Origin of the sequence: Niveibacterium sp. (genome assembly GCF_041909475.1) — a bacterium.
GTDB lineage: Bacteria > Pseudomonadota > Gammaproteobacteria > Burkholderiales > Rhodocyclaceae > Niveibacterium.
The window spans coordinates 11,041-27,030 of record NZ_JAYRDJ010000006.1 but is presented as its reverse complement, the minus strand read 5'-3'; the positions used below and the strand labels follow the sequence as shown (position 1 = coordinate 27,030).

16 protein-coding genes and 1 pseudogene are annotated in these 15,990 nt (G+C 66.4%); 9 read left to right on the top strand and 8 right to left on the bottom strand.

Annotated features, from left to right (window positions below):
• Window positions 1-115: 115 nt before the first annotated feature.
• A complete protein-coding gene (gene ubiB, locus ACE3P0_RS06385; protein WP_374401017.1) occupies window positions 116-1,639 on the bottom strand; it encodes a ubiquinone biosynthesis regulatory protein kinase UbiB in 1,524 nt (507 codons plus the stop codon).
• Window positions 1,640-1,809: 170 nt separating this feature from the next.
• Here ubiB and ACE3P0_RS06380 point away from each other — a divergent pair, with 170 nt between their 5' ends.
• Genes ACE3P0_RS06380 through ACE3P0_RS06370 form a run of 3 tightly spaced genes read left to right on the top strand, consistent with a single transcriptional unit; the run spans window position 1,810 to window position 3,928 of the window.
• Window positions 1,810-2,472 carry an SPOR domain-containing protein gene (locus ACE3P0_RS06380; RefSeq protein WP_374401016.1) on the top strand — a complete coding sequence of 221 codons (663 nt, stop codon included), beginning with the start codon at window positions 1,810-1,812 and terminating at the stop codon, window positions 2,470-2,472.
• 23 nt (window positions 2,473-2,495) lie between these two features.
• Window positions 2,496-3,149, top strand: coding sequence for a thiol:disulfide interchange protein DsbA/DsbL (locus tag ACE3P0_RS06375; protein WP_374401014.1), 654 nt, complete (start codon window positions 2,496-2,498; stop codon window positions 3,147-3,149).
• On the top strand, window positions 3,146-3,928 hold the full coding sequence (locus ACE3P0_RS06370) for an SDR family oxidoreductase (protein WP_374401012.1): 783 nt from the start codon (window positions 3,146-3,148) through the stop codon (window positions 3,926-3,928). The genes ACE3P0_RS06375 and ACE3P0_RS06370 overlap by 4 nt, the downstream gene beginning before the upstream one ends.
• Window positions 3,929-3,962: 34 nt before the next feature.
• Here the strand turns inward: ACE3P0_RS06370 and ACE3P0_RS06365 are convergent, their stop codons facing one another.
• Complete coding sequence (locus ACE3P0_RS06365) at window positions 3,963-5,201, bottom strand: phenylacetate--CoA ligase family protein (protein WP_374401010.1); 1,239 nt, start codon at window positions 5,199-5,201, stop codon at window positions 3,963-3,965.
• Between the two features lie 208 nt (window positions 5,202-5,409).
• Here ACE3P0_RS06365 and phoB point away from each other — a divergent pair, with 208 nt between their 5' ends.
• Together phoB and phoR are read left to right on the top strand one after the other, a co-directional pair.
• A complete protein-coding gene (phoB, locus tag ACE3P0_RS06360; protein ID WP_374401008.1) occupies window positions 5,410-6,114 on the top strand; it encodes a phosphate regulon transcriptional regulator PhoB in 705 nt (234 codons plus the stop codon).
• Window positions 6,115-6,122: 8 nt separating this feature from the next.
• Window positions 6,123-7,442, top strand: a complete 1,320-nt coding sequence (gene phoR, locus ACE3P0_RS06355; RefSeq protein WP_374401006.1) for a phosphate regulon sensor histidine kinase PhoR — start codon at window positions 6,123-6,125, stop codon at window positions 7,440-7,442.
• Between the two features lie 9 nt (window positions 7,443-7,451).
• Here phoR and ACE3P0_RS06350 read toward each other — a convergent pair whose 3' ends face one another.
• From ACE3P0_RS06350 to ACE3P0_RS06325, 6 genes and pseudogenes are all read right to left on the bottom strand, one after another.
• On the bottom strand, window positions 7,452-9,065 hold the full coding sequence (locus tag ACE3P0_RS06350) for a hypothetical protein (protein ID WP_374401004.1): 1,614 nt from the start codon (window positions 9,063-9,065) through the stop codon (window positions 7,452-7,454).
• A gap of 52 nt (window positions 9,066-9,117) precedes the next feature.
• Complete coding sequence (locus ACE3P0_RS06345; RefSeq protein ID WP_374401220.1) at window positions 9,118-9,549, bottom strand: HIT family protein; 432 nt, start codon at window positions 9,547-9,549, stop codon at window positions 9,118-9,120.
• A gap of 5 nt (window positions 9,550-9,554) precedes the next feature.
• Window positions 9,555-10,379 (bottom strand): class II glutamine amidotransferase, encoded by an 825-nt coding sequence (locus ACE3P0_RS06340; RefSeq protein WP_374401002.1) that lies wholly within the window; start codon window positions 10,377-10,379, stop codon window positions 9,555-9,557.
• A gap of 397 nt (window positions 10,380-10,776) precedes the next feature.
• A pseudogene (locus ACE3P0_RS06335) lies at window positions 10,777-11,181 on the bottom strand (SCP2 domain-containing protein); the annotation flags it as partial.
• The gene (locus ACE3P0_RS06330; RefSeq protein ID WP_374401000.1) at window positions 11,168-12,055 is read right to left on the bottom strand and encodes a U32 family peptidase; all 888 of its coding nucleotides are present in this window, start codon (window positions 12,053-12,055) and stop codon (window positions 11,168-11,170) included. The gene ACE3P0_RS06330 and the pseudogene ACE3P0_RS06335, both read right to left, overlap by 14 nt.
• An 8-nt stretch (window positions 12,056-12,063) precedes the next feature.
• A complete protein-coding gene (locus ACE3P0_RS06325) occupies window positions 12,064-13,110 on the bottom strand; it encodes a peptidase U32 family protein (RefSeq protein WP_374400998.1) in 1,047 nt (348 codons plus the stop codon).
• A 192-nt stretch (window positions 13,111-13,302) separates the two neighbouring features.
• On the opposite strand from ACE3P0_RS06325, the gene ACE3P0_RS06320 reads away from it, so the two are divergent.
• The 4 genes from ACE3P0_RS06320 to ACE3P0_RS06305 form a co-directional block, all read left to right on the top strand.
• Window positions 13,303-13,956, top strand: a complete 654-nt coding sequence (locus tag ACE3P0_RS06320; protein WP_374400996.1) for an energy transducer TonB — start codon at window positions 13,303-13,305, stop codon at window positions 13,954-13,956.
• 50 nt (window positions 13,957-14,006) lie between these two features.
• Window positions 14,007-14,771 carry a MotA/TolQ/ExbB proton channel family protein gene (locus ACE3P0_RS06315; protein WP_374400994.1) on the top strand — a complete coding sequence of 255 codons (765 nt, stop codon included), beginning with the start codon at window positions 14,007-14,009 and terminating at the stop codon, window positions 14,769-14,771.
• Between the two features lie 11 nt (window positions 14,772-14,782).
• The gene (locus ACE3P0_RS06310) at window positions 14,783-15,202 is read left to right on the top strand and encodes an ExbD/TolR family protein (protein ID WP_374400992.1); all 420 of its coding nucleotides are present in this window, start codon (window positions 14,783-14,785) and stop codon (window positions 15,200-15,202) included.
• Between the two features lie 36 nt (window positions 15,203-15,238).
• Window positions 15,239-15,990, top strand: a 752-nt coding sequence (locus ACE3P0_RS06305) for a TonB-dependent receptor (protein ID WP_374400990.1), incomplete at its 3' end; no start/stop codon positions are given.

Here is a 15,990-nt window from a genome sequence, read left to right as displayed (position 1 = left end):
ACTCGACAGCCTGAGCCGGTGTTACGGATGACGCCGGCGCAATCGATCGGGCGCGATTATAGCCCTGATGCGATTGAGTATTTCCCGTTTTTTTGCACCGCCAAACGGCCGGAATTCAGCCGTGCCAGAGGTGCCAGACCTCGACCGCGGCCAGCACCAGCGCAGCGAACCCGAGCACGCGCAACCAGGTTGCGGTGCGTACCTGCTGGCGCTCGATCTGGGCCAGCGATTCACGCAGCGCATCGCGGTCTTCGTGTTGCAGCGCCTGATGGACCAAGCGCGGCAACTGCGGGAAGTACATTGCCCAGTTCGGCGCCTCTTCCTCGACGTGGCGGACGAAGGCGCGCCAGCCGATCTGCTCGTTCATCCAGCGTTCGAGGAAGGGCTTGGCGGTCTTCCACAGATCCAGTTCCGGATCGAGTTCGCGGCCGAGACCTTCGATGTTGAGCAGGGTCTTCTGCAGCAGCACAAGTTGCGGCTGCACCTCCATCTGGAAGCGGCGTGCGGTCTGGAAAAGCCGCAGTAGCGTCTTGCCGAAGGAGATGTCCTTGAGCGGCTTGTCGAAGATCGGCTCGCACACGGCGCGGATCGCGCTCTCGAACTCATCGACTCGGGTGCCGGCCGGCACCCAGCCTGCGTCCACATGCGCCTGGGCAACGCGCTTGTAGTCGCGGCGGAAGAAGGCGATGAAGTTCTGCGCCAAGTACTGTTTGTCCCGCTCTTCCAGCGTGCCCATGATGCCGAAGTCGAGCGCGATGTATTTGCCGGTGGCCGACACGAAGATGTTGCCCGGGTGCATGTCGGCGTGAAAGAAGCCATCACGGAACACCTGCGTAAAGAAGATTTCCACGCCGGCACGCGACAGCGCAGGCAGGTTCACGCCTTGCTCGCGCAGGCGATCCAACTGCGAAATCGGCGTGCCGACCATGCGCTGCATCACCATCACGCGCGACGAGCAGTAATCCCAATACACCTCGGGCACCACCAGCAACGGCGAGCCCTTGAAGTTGCGCCGCAGTTGCGAGCAGTTGGCGGCTTCGCGCATCAGATCCAGCTCGTCACGCAGATGCTTGGCGAACTCCGCCACCACCTCGCGTGGTTTGAGCCGTCGGCCATCCACCCACACCCGCTCGATCAGGTAGGCAGCCGCTTCGAGCAGCCCCAGGTCATGCTCGATCACGCGCTCGATACCTGGCCGTACCACTTTTAGGGCCACTTCCGTGCCGTCGTGCAGCTCGGCGAAGTGCACCTGCGCGATGGACGCCGAGGCGATCGGCTTGCGATCGAAACGCTTGAACACCTGATCCACCGAACGGCCGTACTCGGCCTCGATCACGGCCAGTGCCTGTTCGGTTGGGAAGGGCGGTACGCGATCCTGCAGCTTCGCCAGTTCGTCGGCGATGTCGGGCGGGATCAGGTCGCGCCGCGTGGAGAGCACCTGACCGAACTTGACGAAGATCGGCCCGAGCGATTCGAGCGCTTCACGCAGCCGCACCGCGCGCGGCGCAGAAAGGTCGCGCCAGAACAGCAGCCGGCCGGCCCAGGCCGACAAACGTTCGGAAGTACTGTCGAGGACGATCCGGTCCAGCCCGAAACGCAGGCTGACATGCACGATCTTGATCAGGCGGAACAGGCGCACGGGCGATTCTGTATGGTGGAACAGCGGGCTGCGGGCCGGCTGCACGATGCAGCCGGACGAATGCGAAACTCTACCGGCAAAGCCCCGCTGGACAAAGCCGCAGGGGCTCCGGCGCAACGCAACGGGCAGCACGCTATACTTGCCCGTTATCCGTCAACCGTGCATTCACGATGAGCCGCGCCCAGAAACCGCGTCCCCAGCCCGCGCGTAACAGCAGCCAGGGCAGTACCCTGATCGGCGTCTTTGTCGGTCTCATCATCGGTGTATTGATTGCAGCCGCGCTCGCCTGGTACTTCTCGCGGCCGTACGACTTCCAGAAGGCGGGCAGCAAACCCGAGGCGGCGCAGAGCATCGGCGGCGCGCCAATCGCGTTGCCTGGCAAGCCGGGCGACAAGCCGGTCGAGAAACCTGCAGAGCAGGCCGCTACCGCACCGGCACAACCGGCGGCGCAGTCGGCGCCGGACGGCGACAAGAAGTTCGATTTCTACGACATCCTGCCCAAGGGCGATCAGGCCGCGCTGCCGCCGGCCCAGAATGCCAAGCCTGCGGCACAGGCCGAATCGGCCGAGCGTTTCTATCTGCAACTCGGCGCGTTTGCCGACCCCTCCGAGGTCGATAACCTCAAGGCGCGGCTGGCGCTGATGGGGGTCGAAGCGAGCGTGCAGCGCGTCGAGGCTGGCGACAAGGGCACGCTGCATCGCGTGCGCATCGGCCCGTACGCAAAACCTGAAGACATGAACGCCGCGCGTGCGCAGTTGGCGCAGGCCGGGATCGAATCGAACGTGGTCAAGGTCAAAGCATCGACCCCTGCCGCCACGCAGTCGGGTCACTGAACCCATTATCGGAGCCCCAACGCATGAATCGTCGTGACCTCTTCAAGCAGATCGTTTCGCTCGCCGCCGTAGCGGCTATGTCCTCCCGCGCCTTTGCGCAGAAGGCGCTGCAGGCGGGCAAGGATTTCCGCGTCATCAACCCGGCGCGGCCGACCGAGAGCGGTGATCGCATCGAGGTGCTGGAGTTCTTCTCCTACGGTTGCCCGCACTGTCATGAGCTCGAGCCGGTGCTTGAAGCCTGGCTCAAGCAGCTGCCCAAGGATGTGCAGTTCCGTCGCATCCCGATCACCTTCAATCGCGATGCCTGGACGGTGCTGGCGAAGATGTACCTGACCTATGAGCTGATGGGTGAGACGGAGCGGATGTCGATGCTGACTTTCTCGGCCATCCACAACGACCGCGTGAACCTGGAAGACGAAGCTGCGCGCAACGCCTGGCTGCAGAAGAACAGCGTCAACGTTGCCAAGTTCAACGAGAACTTCCGCTCCTTCTCGGTTGCCAGCAAGCTGCAGCGCGCCACGCAGGTGGCCGCGTCGTATCAGATCCAGGGCGTGCCGACGCTGGCGGTGGACGGCAAGTACATGACCGCGCCGAGCATGACCAATTCGCTCGAAGGTACGCTCGCGGTGGTCAACCAGCTGATCGCGCGAGCCCGTAGCGAGCGCGGCCGCAAGTGAGCGGCACCGCGCGGCAGCGGGTTTTCCTCACCGGCGCATCGAGTGGCATCGGTGAGGCGCTCGCGAAGCATTACGCTGCGCAGGGCGCCGTGCTGGGGCTGGTGGCGCGTGGCGCCGACAAACTTGCCGCGCTGATCGCATCGCTACCCGGCGAGGGCCACATGGCCCTCTCGGCCGACGTCGCCGATCTGCCGGCGATGAAGGCGGCGGCTGATGCGTTCATTGCGCGCCACGGCCTGCCCGATGTCGTGATCGCGAATGCAGGCATCTCGGTCGGGGTCCTGACCGAGCATGCCGAAGATCTCGATGTGTTCGAAGCGGTGCTGCGCACCAACGTGCTGGGCATGTTCGCCACCTTCCACCCCTTCGTTGCTGCGATGCGCGAACGGGGCGCCGGCCGGCTTGTCGGCATCGCGTCGGTGGCCGGTGTGCGCGGGTTGCCCGGTGGCAGCGCGTACAGCGCCTCGAAGGCAGCCGCCGTGAAGTACCTCGAAGCCCTGCGGGTCGAGATGCGTGCGAGTGGTGTGCAGGTCGTGACGATTGCGCCCGGCTACATCCGCACGCCGCTGACCGCGGTCAATCCGTACAAGATGCCGTTCATCCTCGATGCCGACGTGGCGGCGCAGCGGTTTGCCCGCGCGATCGAGCGCGGCACCAGCTATACAGTCATCCCGTGGCAGATGGGTATCGTCGCCCGCATCCTCGCGATGGCGCCGAACTGGCTGTTCGACCGCGTCTTCGCGAAGGCCAAGCACAAGCCCCGCAAACTGCCGACCTGAGCTTTGCTTGGGGCGGCGCCGTGTCGGCGCGGCCTCAGTTGTAGTGCCGCAGGTCTTCGATGAGCTTGCCGTCGTTCGGCAGCGTGCCGGGGGTTTGCCAGCGCACCTCCGCGCGCAGCTTGGTTGATTCCCGCAAGGCATCCGTCACCGCGCCTTCAAGGCCGTTGGTGGGCTCGCCTGCTTCGCAATGCAGCACCATGCGGTCCTTGCCATCCGGGTTGTCGATGACCAGTCGCGCGCGGCTGATTTCACCGAAGCGTCGCAGGATTGCGGCAATCTGCCCCGGATGCACGAACATGCCGCGCACCTTGGCGGCCTGGTCGGCGCGTCCGAGCCAGCCAGCCAGTCGCATGTTCGTCCGCCCGCAGGGGCTCGATCCAGGCAACACCCGCGACAGATCGCCCGTGCCGTAGCGGATCAGCGGGTAAGTCGGGTTGAAATTCGTCACCACCACTTCGCCGACTTCGCCGTCAGGCACGGGGTCGCCGCTACCAGGATGCACGAGTTCGACGATGAGCTCCTCGTCCACGACGAGTCCCGCACGTGCCGCCGTTTCATAGGCAATCACACCGAGATCGGCCGTGGCGTAGATCTGATAGGCGTCGATGCCCTGCGCTGCCAGTGCATCGCGCAGGCTGGACGGAAACGCTTCGCCGGACACCGCCGCGTGGCGCAGGCTCTCACAGGCTTGGCCGCTCTCGGCAGCGCGTTCGAGCAGGATGCGCAGGAAGGATGGCGTGCCGACATAGGCCTGAGGGCGCAAGGTCGCCAGTGCCTGCAGCTGAAGTTCTGTCTGTCCGGTGCCGGCCGGGAACACGGTGCAGCCCAGCGCGTGCGCGCCGGACTCGAGCATCGAGCCCGCCGGCGTGAAGTGGTACGAAAAACTGTTGTGCACCAGCATGCCCCGTCTGAAGCCTGCGGCGTGCAGGGCGCGCGCCATGCGCCAGTAGTCGCGCTGTGGCGCTTCCGGCTCGTGGATCGGACCCGGCGATGCGAACACCCGCGCACAATCAGGGCCCCATCCGACGGTGGCGAAACCGCCAAAGGGGGGCTGTTGCAGTTGCTGCGCCAGCAGCTCGCCTTTGCGCACCACCGGCAATGTGGCGAGCGCCGCGCGCGACGTGATCGTCGCAGCGTCGATGCCTTGCAGACTGTGGGCGTAGGCGCTCGCACGTGCCTGTGCCAATGCGATCTGCGCTGGCAGTCGTGCCATCAGGGCGGCTTCGCGTTCGGCGGGCGCGCGTGTTTCAAGCGCATCAAAGTGTTCGGTCATCGGACGACACCGTGCGGGTCGCGCAGGATCGCGCAACCCGATGCTGCGACGGCCCCCGGATGCTGTCTGTCACCCTGGCGTCATGTGTCGCCCGGACGTCAGCGCGGCGACGGGTGTGTTTCAATAACGTGACGTGTCATAAATCGTTCAAGTGAACGCAATAGACTCGTCGCCGAACCCTCTACCCCGAGGCGACCGGAGTCAGACCATGCCAGCCAATATCCTGCTCGTTGAAGACGAGCCCGCGATCCAGGAACTTATCGCCGCCAACCTCACCCGTGCCGGCCACACCGTGGTGCGCGCCGCTGATGCCGAGACGGCCCAGCGTATCGTGCGCGATGCCCTGCCCGACCTTGTGCTGCTCGACTGGATGCTGCCCGGCATCTCGGGCATCGAACTTGCGAAGCGTTTGCGCGCCGAGGAGCGCACCCGCGCGATCCCGATCATCATGTTGACCGCGCGCTCCGACGAGGCGGACAAGATCGCCGGGCTGGAGATCGGCGCCGACGACTACATCACCAAGCCCTTCTCGCCGCGCGAGCTGGTGGCGCGCATCAAGGCGCTGCTGCGCCGCCGTGCGCCGCAGGTGACGGACGACGCGGTGGAACTGGGTGGCCTGCGCCTCGACCCTGCCACGCACCGCGTCAGCGCGGGGCCGACGCCGCTGGCGCTGGGCCCGACCGAATTCCGCCTTCTGCACTTCCTGATGACCCACCCGGAGCGGGTGCACTCGCGCGCCCAATTGCTTGATCAGGTATGGGGTGACCATGTGTTCGTCGAAGAGCGCACGGTGGATGTGCACATTCGCCGCCTGCGCTGCGCGCTGGAGCCGACGCAGCACGATAGCCTGATCCAGACGGTGCGGGGCGCGGGCTACCGCTTCTCCTCCGACGTTGCGCTGACGAGCGAATAAGGCGAAAGATGCGGCCAGCGCGTTATGTCTGGGGCGGTTTTGGCGGGGCGTTGATCGCCTTTGTGGTGGTCGCGCTTGCCTGCTGGCCGCTGTTCGGTGCCACGGCTGCATTGCTGGTATTCGTCGCCCTGCTGGGTGCGCTGTTTTTCTACCATCTGCGCAGCCTGAAAAAGCTCGTGCTGTGGACGCGCGAGCCGATCGGCACACCCTTGCCGCAGGCCTTCGGCGTGTGGGATTACGTGTTCGCCGATCTGTCGCGCCATGCACGCCGCAGCCTCAATCAGCGCGACCGACTCGCACAGGCTCTCGCCCGTTTCCGCGAGGCCACATCGGCGATGCCCTCCGGCGTGATCCTGCTGTCGGCGGAGAACTTCATCGAGTGGATCAACCCGGCCGCCGAGGTGCACTTCGGGCTCGACGGCGAACGCGACACCGGCAAGCCGATCACCAATCTGGTTCGCCAGCCCGACTTCGTGGCTTACCTGACTGGCGAGCGCACCGCCGAACCGCTGACCTGCCGCCTCGCCCGGCACGCTGGCATGGTGCTGTCGATCCAGATCGTGCCCTTCGGCGAAGAGCAGAGCATGGTGCTGTCGCGCGACGTGACGCAGTTCGAAAAGCTCGAGACCATGCGTCGCGACTTCGTGGCTAACGTGTCGCACGAGCTCAAGACGCCGCTGACCGTGGTGTCGGGTTTTCTCGAAACGCTGGACGAGATGCTCGACGAGTTGCCGCCTGAGGAGGCCCGTCGCTATCTGCGGCTGGCCTCCGAACAGGCGGGCCGTATGCAGCATCTGGTGGAGGATCTGCTGGAACTGGCGGCGCTGGAAACCAGTGCAGCGGCTTCCTACGACGAGACGGTCGAGATGGCGCCCTTGTTGGAGACCATCCTGAATGAGGCGCTTGCGCTGTCGTCCGGACGTCACCGCATCACACTGGAACTTGATGGCCCGGTCGGCCTGCGCGGTTCGCGCAAGGAGTTGCACAGCGCCTTGCTGAACCTCGTATCGAATGCGGTGCGCTACACACCTGAAGGTGGCGAAGTGCGCCTGCGCTGGAATGTGGCGGCAGGCGGCGGTGCACGCTTCGCCGTGACCGATACCGGGCTTGGTATTGAGCCGCATCACCTGCCGCGCCTAACCGAACGCTTCTACCGTGTCGATCGTGGCCGCTCGCGCGAGAGTGGTGGCACCGGCCTCGGGCTGGCGATCGTCAAACACGCACTCAGCCGCCATCAGGCGAACCTGCAGATCGAATCGACGCCGGCCGTGGGTTCTACCTTTGCGGCGGTCTTTCCGGCCGAGCGCGTCGCCCGGCCGGTGCTGTAGGCGCAGGCTTCAGCCCGGCAGGCGCTCGAAACTGACGCGGTCGAAGGTGGTGCCGCGCGTGATCAGCTTGATGATGCGGGCGGTGAAGGGCTTTTCGGCGTGCACATCGATCAGCCGGTCCGCCTGATACCAGCCAGCCGGCAGCACCAGACTGGATTCGGACTTCAGCGCTGGCACCGCCGGCAGGATGAAGGCCTGGTGGTAGTTCTCGCGTAGCCCGGCGCCATTGGCGTTGCGGATGCGCGCACCGGCCATCACCGGTACGCCGGCCATCAGTGACACGCCAGCGAGCAACTGGCCGTTGCTGCGATACATCAACCAGCTGATCTCGGCGAGCAGGAAGTTCTCGCCGTCGGACGGGCGCAAAGCCACCAGTTGCCGGTGGTCGACGCGCGAGCCCGAAGTGTGGCGCGCAATGCGGAAACCCTGCAACGACTGGTCCGCGATTTCCCAGTGTTCGAGTATCAGGCCCAGTTGCGCGGCGCGGGCGTAAAGCTCGCCTTCGCTGCGGTCGGCTGACTCGACCTGCTCTCCGATCGTGTACACCGACATCGTGTCGCGGAAGGTGCCGGCGCGCACGTCGGAAGGCTGTTCAAAGGGCCGGCCGGAGACGAAGTAGCCGATCGAAGGCAGGTCGGTCGCGATCTGGATCGCGCCGTTGGTGTTCTTGCGCGCAAAGCGGCGACCTGCAGCAGCGAGGCCCCAGGGGCGGTACAAGGAGACCAGCAGGCGCGCGCAGGCCGGTTGCACACAGTCTTCACCGAGGCCCAGCGAGGCTGGCGACGCGCCGCGTTTGAACTGGGCGACGACGGCCTGGATATGCGCTGCGAGGCGCTGGCTGTCGACGCGGCGCAAGGTTTTGCCCGGGGTTGCCACGGCAATCGGGCGCAGGCCGAAGTCTTGCGCGAGGTCGATCGCGTAGGCGGATTTCTCTTCCACGGCGACGTCGGTGTGAATCGTGCAGTGCGGCGCAAAGCGCTGCGCCCAACGCAGAATCCAGGTGAACTCGCGCGGTGTGCGGCCGTAAGGGTTGGCGGCGTCGACCAGCAGGATCGCGATGTAGGCCTCGGCGCAGCTCTGCGCGCGCCAGGTTTCATTGAGCGGCTCGCCAACGCGCACGGTAGCCACGTTCCAGTCCTCGGCGGCGCCGTAGAGCCGGTGCAACTCTGCCCACATGCCGGCCGGCACTTCCCGGCGTGCGCGGAAGTATTCGAGGATCAGGCTGCCGTGGTAGTGGATGCGCCGCTGTGCGAGCATCGGCCGGCGGTCGATGAAGGCCGGGTCCAGTGCGCTGCGCTGCGCGATCAGCGTGTAGCCGCGCAGCATCTGTTGCCACAGCTCGACGACGATGCGCAGCGTTTCGTCTTCCTGGCTGACCGGTGGCAGCGGGCGCGCCGCGTACCGGCGTGCGAGTTCCGTCTGCACGAATTCGACGGCGCTACGCGCCGCTTCGAGCACCTGCAGATGCTGCGCCGGTAGCGGCGGCCGTTCCTGCAGGCTGCCGAGCATGGCGGCCAGCAATTCGTGGGTCTCGTGCAGGTTGGTCGGGTTCAGGCTGGCAAGCCACGCCAGGCAGGCGTCCGGGTTGCTGAAATCGGGCCGGTTTTCGGTCGCGATGGCCATGGTCTCTTCCTCTCGGTGCCGTCGGAGACGGCGCTGCATTACCTGCTTGTCGTTATCTTAGGGGTGCGGCCTGTGTGCCGCACCCGAGTATGTCCATCAGGGCCGCCTGCAGCGCAGCTGACGTTGGCCCCGCATGAGCGACCCCATCGCGCTGCGGCGTGCCCCACACCGATTGCGGAAAGTGCCGGTCATCGGCAAAGCGCGGAATCACATGCCAATGCACATGCGGCACCATGTTTCCGAAGCTCGCCAGGTTGATCTTCGCGGGCTGCATCGCATCGCGAAGCACGCGCTCGGTGGCCCACACCACCGCCATCAGATGCGCACGGTCCTGATCTTCCAGATCGGTCATTTCAGCCACATGCGCGTGCCACACGACGCGGCAGAACGCCGGATAGTGTTCGTCGGCGACGCGGATCACGCGGCAGCGTGCGTCCTGCCACAGCACTTCGCCGCCTGCTACGTTGCACAGCTCGCAGGCCATGGTGCTCATGCGGCCTCCAGGCTGGCGCCCGGTTCGCAGCCGACGCCGGTGCTCATGTCTTCAAAGTGTTCGGGCATGCCGTCCTTGAATGCAAGCAGTGTGCCGCGTGGCACCGATTGCCAGGGTTCATCGTCCGTTAGCGGCGTCGTCGCAATGATCGCCACGCGATCGTGCGGCGTCGTCACTTCTTTGAAATCGACACTGAGGTCCTGATCCTTGAGGTGCGCGACACCGAATGGTGCCTGCCGCACGATAAAGGTGAGCCGCGATGCGCAGTGCGCGTACAGGCGGCGCCCGTCGGAGAGCAGGAAGTTGAATTCGCCATGTGCGCCGATCTCCGCCGCTAGCCCGCGCAGTGCCTCATACAGTGCGTCGGGTGCCGGCTCGCCACCCGGAAAGCATGCGCGCAGCGACTGCAGGATGTGGCAGAACGCCCGCTCGCTGTCGGTCGCGCCGACCGGCTGATAGCCGCCATCGAAGCGTGGCGTGAAGTCGCGCAGATGGCCGTTGTGCGCAAAGATCCAGTAGCGCCCCCACAACTCGCGCTGGAAGGGGTGGGTGTTCTCCAGCCCGACCGCACCGCGCGTGGCTTTGCGGATGTGCGCGATGACGTTCTTCGAGTGGATCGGGTAGCTGCGCACCAGCGCGGCGATCGGTGAATCGATGGTTGCCTGGGCATCAAGGAAGACGCGCACGCCGCAGCCATCGTAGAACGCAATGCCCCAACCGTCGCGATGCTGGTCGGTGAGACCGCCGCGCGCCTGGAAGCCGGTGAACGAGAAGCAGATGTCCGTCGGCGTATTGCAGTTCATGCCAAGCAGCTGGCACATGGGCGACTTGCCTTCCTGCGGCCTGCGCCGCGTTCGGGCCGGCGCGCGGGCCGGCGTACGGGCACCCGCCGGCGGGTGCCGGGCGCATCGTGCCTGACCGGAGAGTGCCGCTTATCGCCTGCGTCGTCGGTGAAGTGCGTCACGTCACCGGGCGTATGACATCGCGCTGCAAGCCTCGCCGCGACTGGCCGCGCGGCCGATCGGCCAAGCACGGAGGGGTGTTGGCGCGGCACTTGAAGATCGGGGTTGGCGGCTGCGAGGACGCATGGCCCCGTTTCGGGGGGCCCGCGGCTGCAGCCGGACAGGCAGGTCGTCTCGGTCGCTGCCGCTGCTTCGTGCGGCGAGGTGTCGGCCCCGCCGCTTCTTCAGGCCGCCGTCAATGTGGCCGCAAGCGATCCAGGAAGGCGGGCAGTTCGAGTGCGTCGAGGTGGTTCTTCAGTTCGAGGCCCAGCTCGGTGTCGCCTTCGATCTTCAGGCGGCGCTGGAAGAACAGGGTGTCCGGGTCTTCCTCACGCAGCGCGATCTTCAGGTAGTCCGCGGCGCGCGCGGCGAAACGCACTTCCGGTTCGTTGCCGACCGGATGGAAGCGGCCGGCGGCGGCGGTGAAGGTCACGCCGCTGCCGAGATCCTCAATTTCGATGCGCACCGTGCGGCCTTCGAGGAACTCCCAGTCGCCGGCGAGCTTACCCGCACGTTTGGCGAGGTTCAGCGCGGTCGTGAAGGCGAACGCGGCAGGGCGCTCGGGCAGGCGGCGCGCAATCGCAGCCAGCGGGCTCGGCAGGGTGAAATCAGGCAAGGACATCGTTTTTCTCCAGTTCGATTCCAGGCACGCCGCGCCAGTAGCCGTCGCAGGTGGCCGTGGGCGCCAGCGGGGCCGCATCGGCGGCTGCCTGACCGGCCAGTTCGGCGCGGAAGCGCGCGACGAGTTCCGCCGTGTGTTGGGCCTGAGGGCTGATGCGCAGGCGTTCGACACCGAGCGCCTGGACTTCGGCCAAGTGGCCGAGCAAGGAGTGGCTGGCGGCCGACTGCGTCTGGATGCCGTTGATCGCGAGGAAGGGCTGGCCTTCGCGGGTGTCGAGCTGCAGGCCGTCCGGGAATTCGAGGCAGCGGAACTCGCAGTCGTCCTTGCGCAGGTTGAAATGGCGCGCGGTGAAACAGCGGGCAGAATAGGCCAGTGGCAGGCGGCCCCAGGCGAAGAGCTCGGTCTCGATGCCGGCCGGCTTGCCTTCCAGCACCGTGGCGAGGCGCTCGCGGCCCATCTCTACCGGCGGCACCCAGCGCGTCGCGCCGAGCCCGGCATACAGCGCCAGCGTATCGGCGTTGTAGATGTTCAGATGTGGGCCGGCCACGAAGGGGCCCTTGCCGCGCAGGCAGTTCACCGCACCGAGGTCGTTCGCTTCGACGAGGAATTCGCCGTTCTCCGCCAGCTTGCGCAGCGTCTTGAGCTCGGATTCCGATTCCAGCAGTGCCTGCGAGGACAGCACGACTTCCTTGCCCGCGGCGGCGAGATCCTTGGCGAGGCCGAGCCAGTCGCTCAGGCGCATCTGTTGGCGGCGGCTGCAGACGACTTCGCCAAGGTGGATCGTATCGACCGGCCACGTGGCCGCTTCGGCATAGAAGGCCATCACGGTATCGCGCGGCCAGAAGTAAAGCAGGGGACCAAGAGAGAGCTTCATCGGGCGACTCATTTCCATGGGCGGCTGTAGGCGCCCAGGGTTTGCTGCTGACCTTCGGCGAGCTTGCCGAGCCCGGCTTGCCAGGCGGGTTTGACGTGGTAGCGCGCGCCTTCGCTGACGGCGGCGTCGATCGCCGCGCGCAGCGTCTTGGTGACCTCGGCGACGTAGGCGGGGCTGCGCTGGCGGCCTTCGACCTTGATCGCCGAGACACCGATCTTCATCAGGTCGGGCAGCATCGCCACGACGTTGAGCGAGGTGGGTTCCTCAAGCGCGTAGTAGGTCTCGTCATTGACCTCGAAGCGGCCCTTGCACAGCGTCGGGTAGCCGGCCGGTTCGTCGTTGCCGTAGCGGTCGATGAGGATGCCCGATAGGCGCGATTCCATGCCCTGAGGCGTTTGCGCCCAGCGCACCGCCTTGGCCGGCGAACACACACCGGCGGTGTTGGGCGACTCGCCGGTCGCATAGCTGGAGAGCAGGCAACGCCCTTCCACCATGACGCACAGGCTGCCGAAACCGAACACTTCGATCTCGACTTCGGTGTGCTGGATCACATGCTCGACCTGCGGCACTGTCAGCACGCGGGGCAGCACAGCGCGTTCGATGCCGAACAGGTCGCGGCACAGGTTGATCGCTTCGTAGTTGGTTGCCGAGCCCTGCACCGACAGATGGCGGCGCAGGTTCGGGTGGGTCTTCGCGGCGTAGTCCAGCAGCGCCGCGTCAGCCAGGATCACTGCGTCGACACCCCAGTCCGCTGCGGTATCTACCGCGCGCCGCCAGGTGGCGGACTGGCCCGCCTGCGGGAAGGTGTTGATCGCCATGAGCACCTTGCGGCCCTTGGCGTGCGCGTAGCGGATGCCTTCACGCGCTGCGGCCGCATCGAAATTCAGGCCGGCGAAGTTGCGCGCGTTGGTGGCGTCCTTCAGGCCCATGTAGACGGCGTCGGCACCGTGATCGATTGCGGCCTTCATCGAAGGCAGGCTGCCGGCCGGACAAACGAGTTCGGGTTTACGCAAAACACCCCTCCAGAAATAAGCCGGGCGAGGGTAAGCCGGCATCGGCGGGGGGGCCTTGCGGCGTGTCAAGGCAGGGCCGATCAGCCATTTCGCGGGTGTGCATCGGGCCGATTGGGGGGCGCCGAAGCGCGTGTTTCGGTGAATCTGGCTTGACCTATGAACTACAAATGCGAATAATTCGCGTTAACAAGTGCGTCACGCCGTGACCGGCACCTGCGTTTTCGAGCCCCCACCATGCAATTTGCCCTGTCGGTGCCGATGCACCGTTTCTGCATACCGATCGTCGCGATCCTCGCCCATGCGCTGGTGCTGTGGGCGTTCATGGCGACGCGTACGTCGTCGGTGACGACGCCGCGTATCGCGTCGATGTCGGTGTCGGTCGCCGATGCGCCCGCCCCGCAGGCGGAGCCAGCGCCGGTCACGCCGCCGAAGCCCCTGCCGCAGGCGAGCACGCGGCCAACGAGCCAGCCGCAACCGCGCCCGGTGCGTGAGACCGTCGTCAGCGCACCGGCCAGCAGCGCGGCAAGCAACGATGCGCCGGCTGTGCCGGCGGCCGCGCCCGCGGCGCCACCCGCTGGCGGCGAGGCGAGCGCGGAGCCGGCGCCGGTCAGCGCGCCGCGCTTCGACGCCGACTACCTGCAGAACCCGCGCCCCGATTACCCCTCGTTGTCGCGCCGGCTTGGCGAGCAAGGCCGTGTCGTGCTGCGCGTTCGGGTGGAGCCGAGCGGCGTCGCGAGCCAGGTCGAGCTGCAGCGCAGCAGCGGCTTCAGCCGGCTCGACGAGGCGGCGCTGCAAGCGGTGCGCCGCTGGAAGTTCGTACCCGCCCGCCGCGGTAGCGAGGCGATCGCGGAATGGGTGCTGGTGCCCATTCCTTTCATCCTGCATTGACCCGCGACGCCGGACACATCGGCCGTCGCCCATCTCGACTGGAGCCTATCTTGGAAGCCCTCGCCAACCTCAGCCCCCTGATCGCGCATGCCGACGGCGTGATTCGCGGCACCTTCGTGATCCTGCTGGCGGCCAGCATCGGCAGCTGGACGCTGATCCTCATGCGCCTGGTGAGTGGTGTCCGCCAGCGCCGTGCGAGCCGCGGTTTCCTGACCCACTTCTGGCGGGCCGCATCGATCGAGGAGATCGCGCAGTGGTTGCGCGGCCGTGGCGTGACCGACCCGTTCTCGCATCTGGTGCATCACGGCTTCAATGCCGTCGATACGCTGCGCACCCGCGGCCGTGAGGTTGCCGGCGTGATCGCGTCGGCGAGCCCGGATGAATTCCTGACCCGCGCGCTGCGCCGTGCGATCGAGCAGGACCGCACCCGGCTTGAGAACGGCCTGACCTTCCTCGCCTCGGTCGCGTCGATCGCGCCCTTCGTCGGTCTGTTTGGCACCGTGTGGGGCATCTACCACGCGCTGTCCGCGATCAGCGCAGCCGGCACCAACACGCTGGAGGCCGTCGCCGGCCCGGTCGGCGAGGCGCTGATCATGACCGGCGTGGGTCTGGCAGTCGCGATTCCGGCGGCGCTGGCCTACAACCTGATCGCGCGTGAGAACGCGAAGACGCTCTCGCAGCTCAACGCGTTTGCGTACGACGTGTTCGCCTTCCTGTCGACCGGTGTGAAGACCGATCTTGGCAGCCAGGATGCGCGCCAGACCGGCGAGCGTGTGATGAGCCTGGCGGCGCGCACGCGCGGCCAGGTGGCCTGAGGTCGCCCGCCATGGCATTCGGGAGCTTTGAATCCGACGTCGGCGCGCCGCGCGCCGAAATCAACATGGTGCCGCTGATCGACGTGATGCTGGTGTTGCTGGTGATCTTCATGGTCACCGCCTCGGTGTCGCAGGCGGTGAAGCTGCAACTGCCGCGCGCCAGCGCCGCACCGATGCAGACGCCACCCGATCCGCTTCGCATCGCGATCGATGCCGCGCGCCAGGCGCACTGGAACGGCGAGCCGATCACCCGCGAGGCCCTTGCAGAGCGGCTGACGACGCTCGGCCGCGACAAGCCGGACAGCGAGATCCAGTTGCTGGCGGATGAAACCGTGCCCTACGGCGACGTCGCGAAGCTGATCGCCGACGCGGCCCAGGCGGGGCTGACCCGCATCCAGTTCGTCACGAAACCCGACGCAATCCGCCGCTAAGTGCGGAAGCGCCACCCCAACCCCACGGAGTCACTTGTGAGCATCAAGAGTCGAAAGAAACCGGTTGCGTCGTTGATCGCAGCGAGCTTGCTCGCGGCGCAGGGCGCTCATGCGCAGAGCAGCAACGAGGCGGCCGAGAGCACGCTGAAGGAAGTGCCGGTCGAGGCCACGCGTGAAGTGCAGGATGCACCACGCCAGACCTACCAGCCGGGCGCGACGACGATCGGCAAATCGAAGCAGTTGCCGCGCGACATTCCGAACACCTACACCGCGGTGCCGGAACAGCTGACCCGCGATCGCGGGCAGGACACGATGCGCGAGGCGCTGTCGAACGTCGCCGGCATCACCTTCAACGCCGGCGAGGGCGGCCGCATTGGCGACAACATGAACATCCGCGGCTTCTCGGCGGTGAATGACATCTACATCGATGGCATGAAGGATGTCGGCCAGTACAACCGCGACCTGTTCAACAACGATCGCGTCGAGGTGCTCAAGGGCGGCGCTTCGATGCTGTTCGGCCGCGGCACCACCGGCGGCGTGATCAACCAGGTCAGCAAGCAGGCCTATCTGATGGACCAGACGCGGCTGTCGGGCACGCTGGGGTTCGACAACTATCAACGCATCACCGCCGACGTGAACCAGCGCATCGGCGATGAGGCCGCGGTGCGCGTAAATGCGATGTACACCACCGGCGAGCCGGGACGCGAAGGGCCGGAAACCAACCGTATCGGCGTGGCGCCGAGCGTGCGCTGGGGTATCGGCACCGCCGACGAATTCAACCTTGCGTA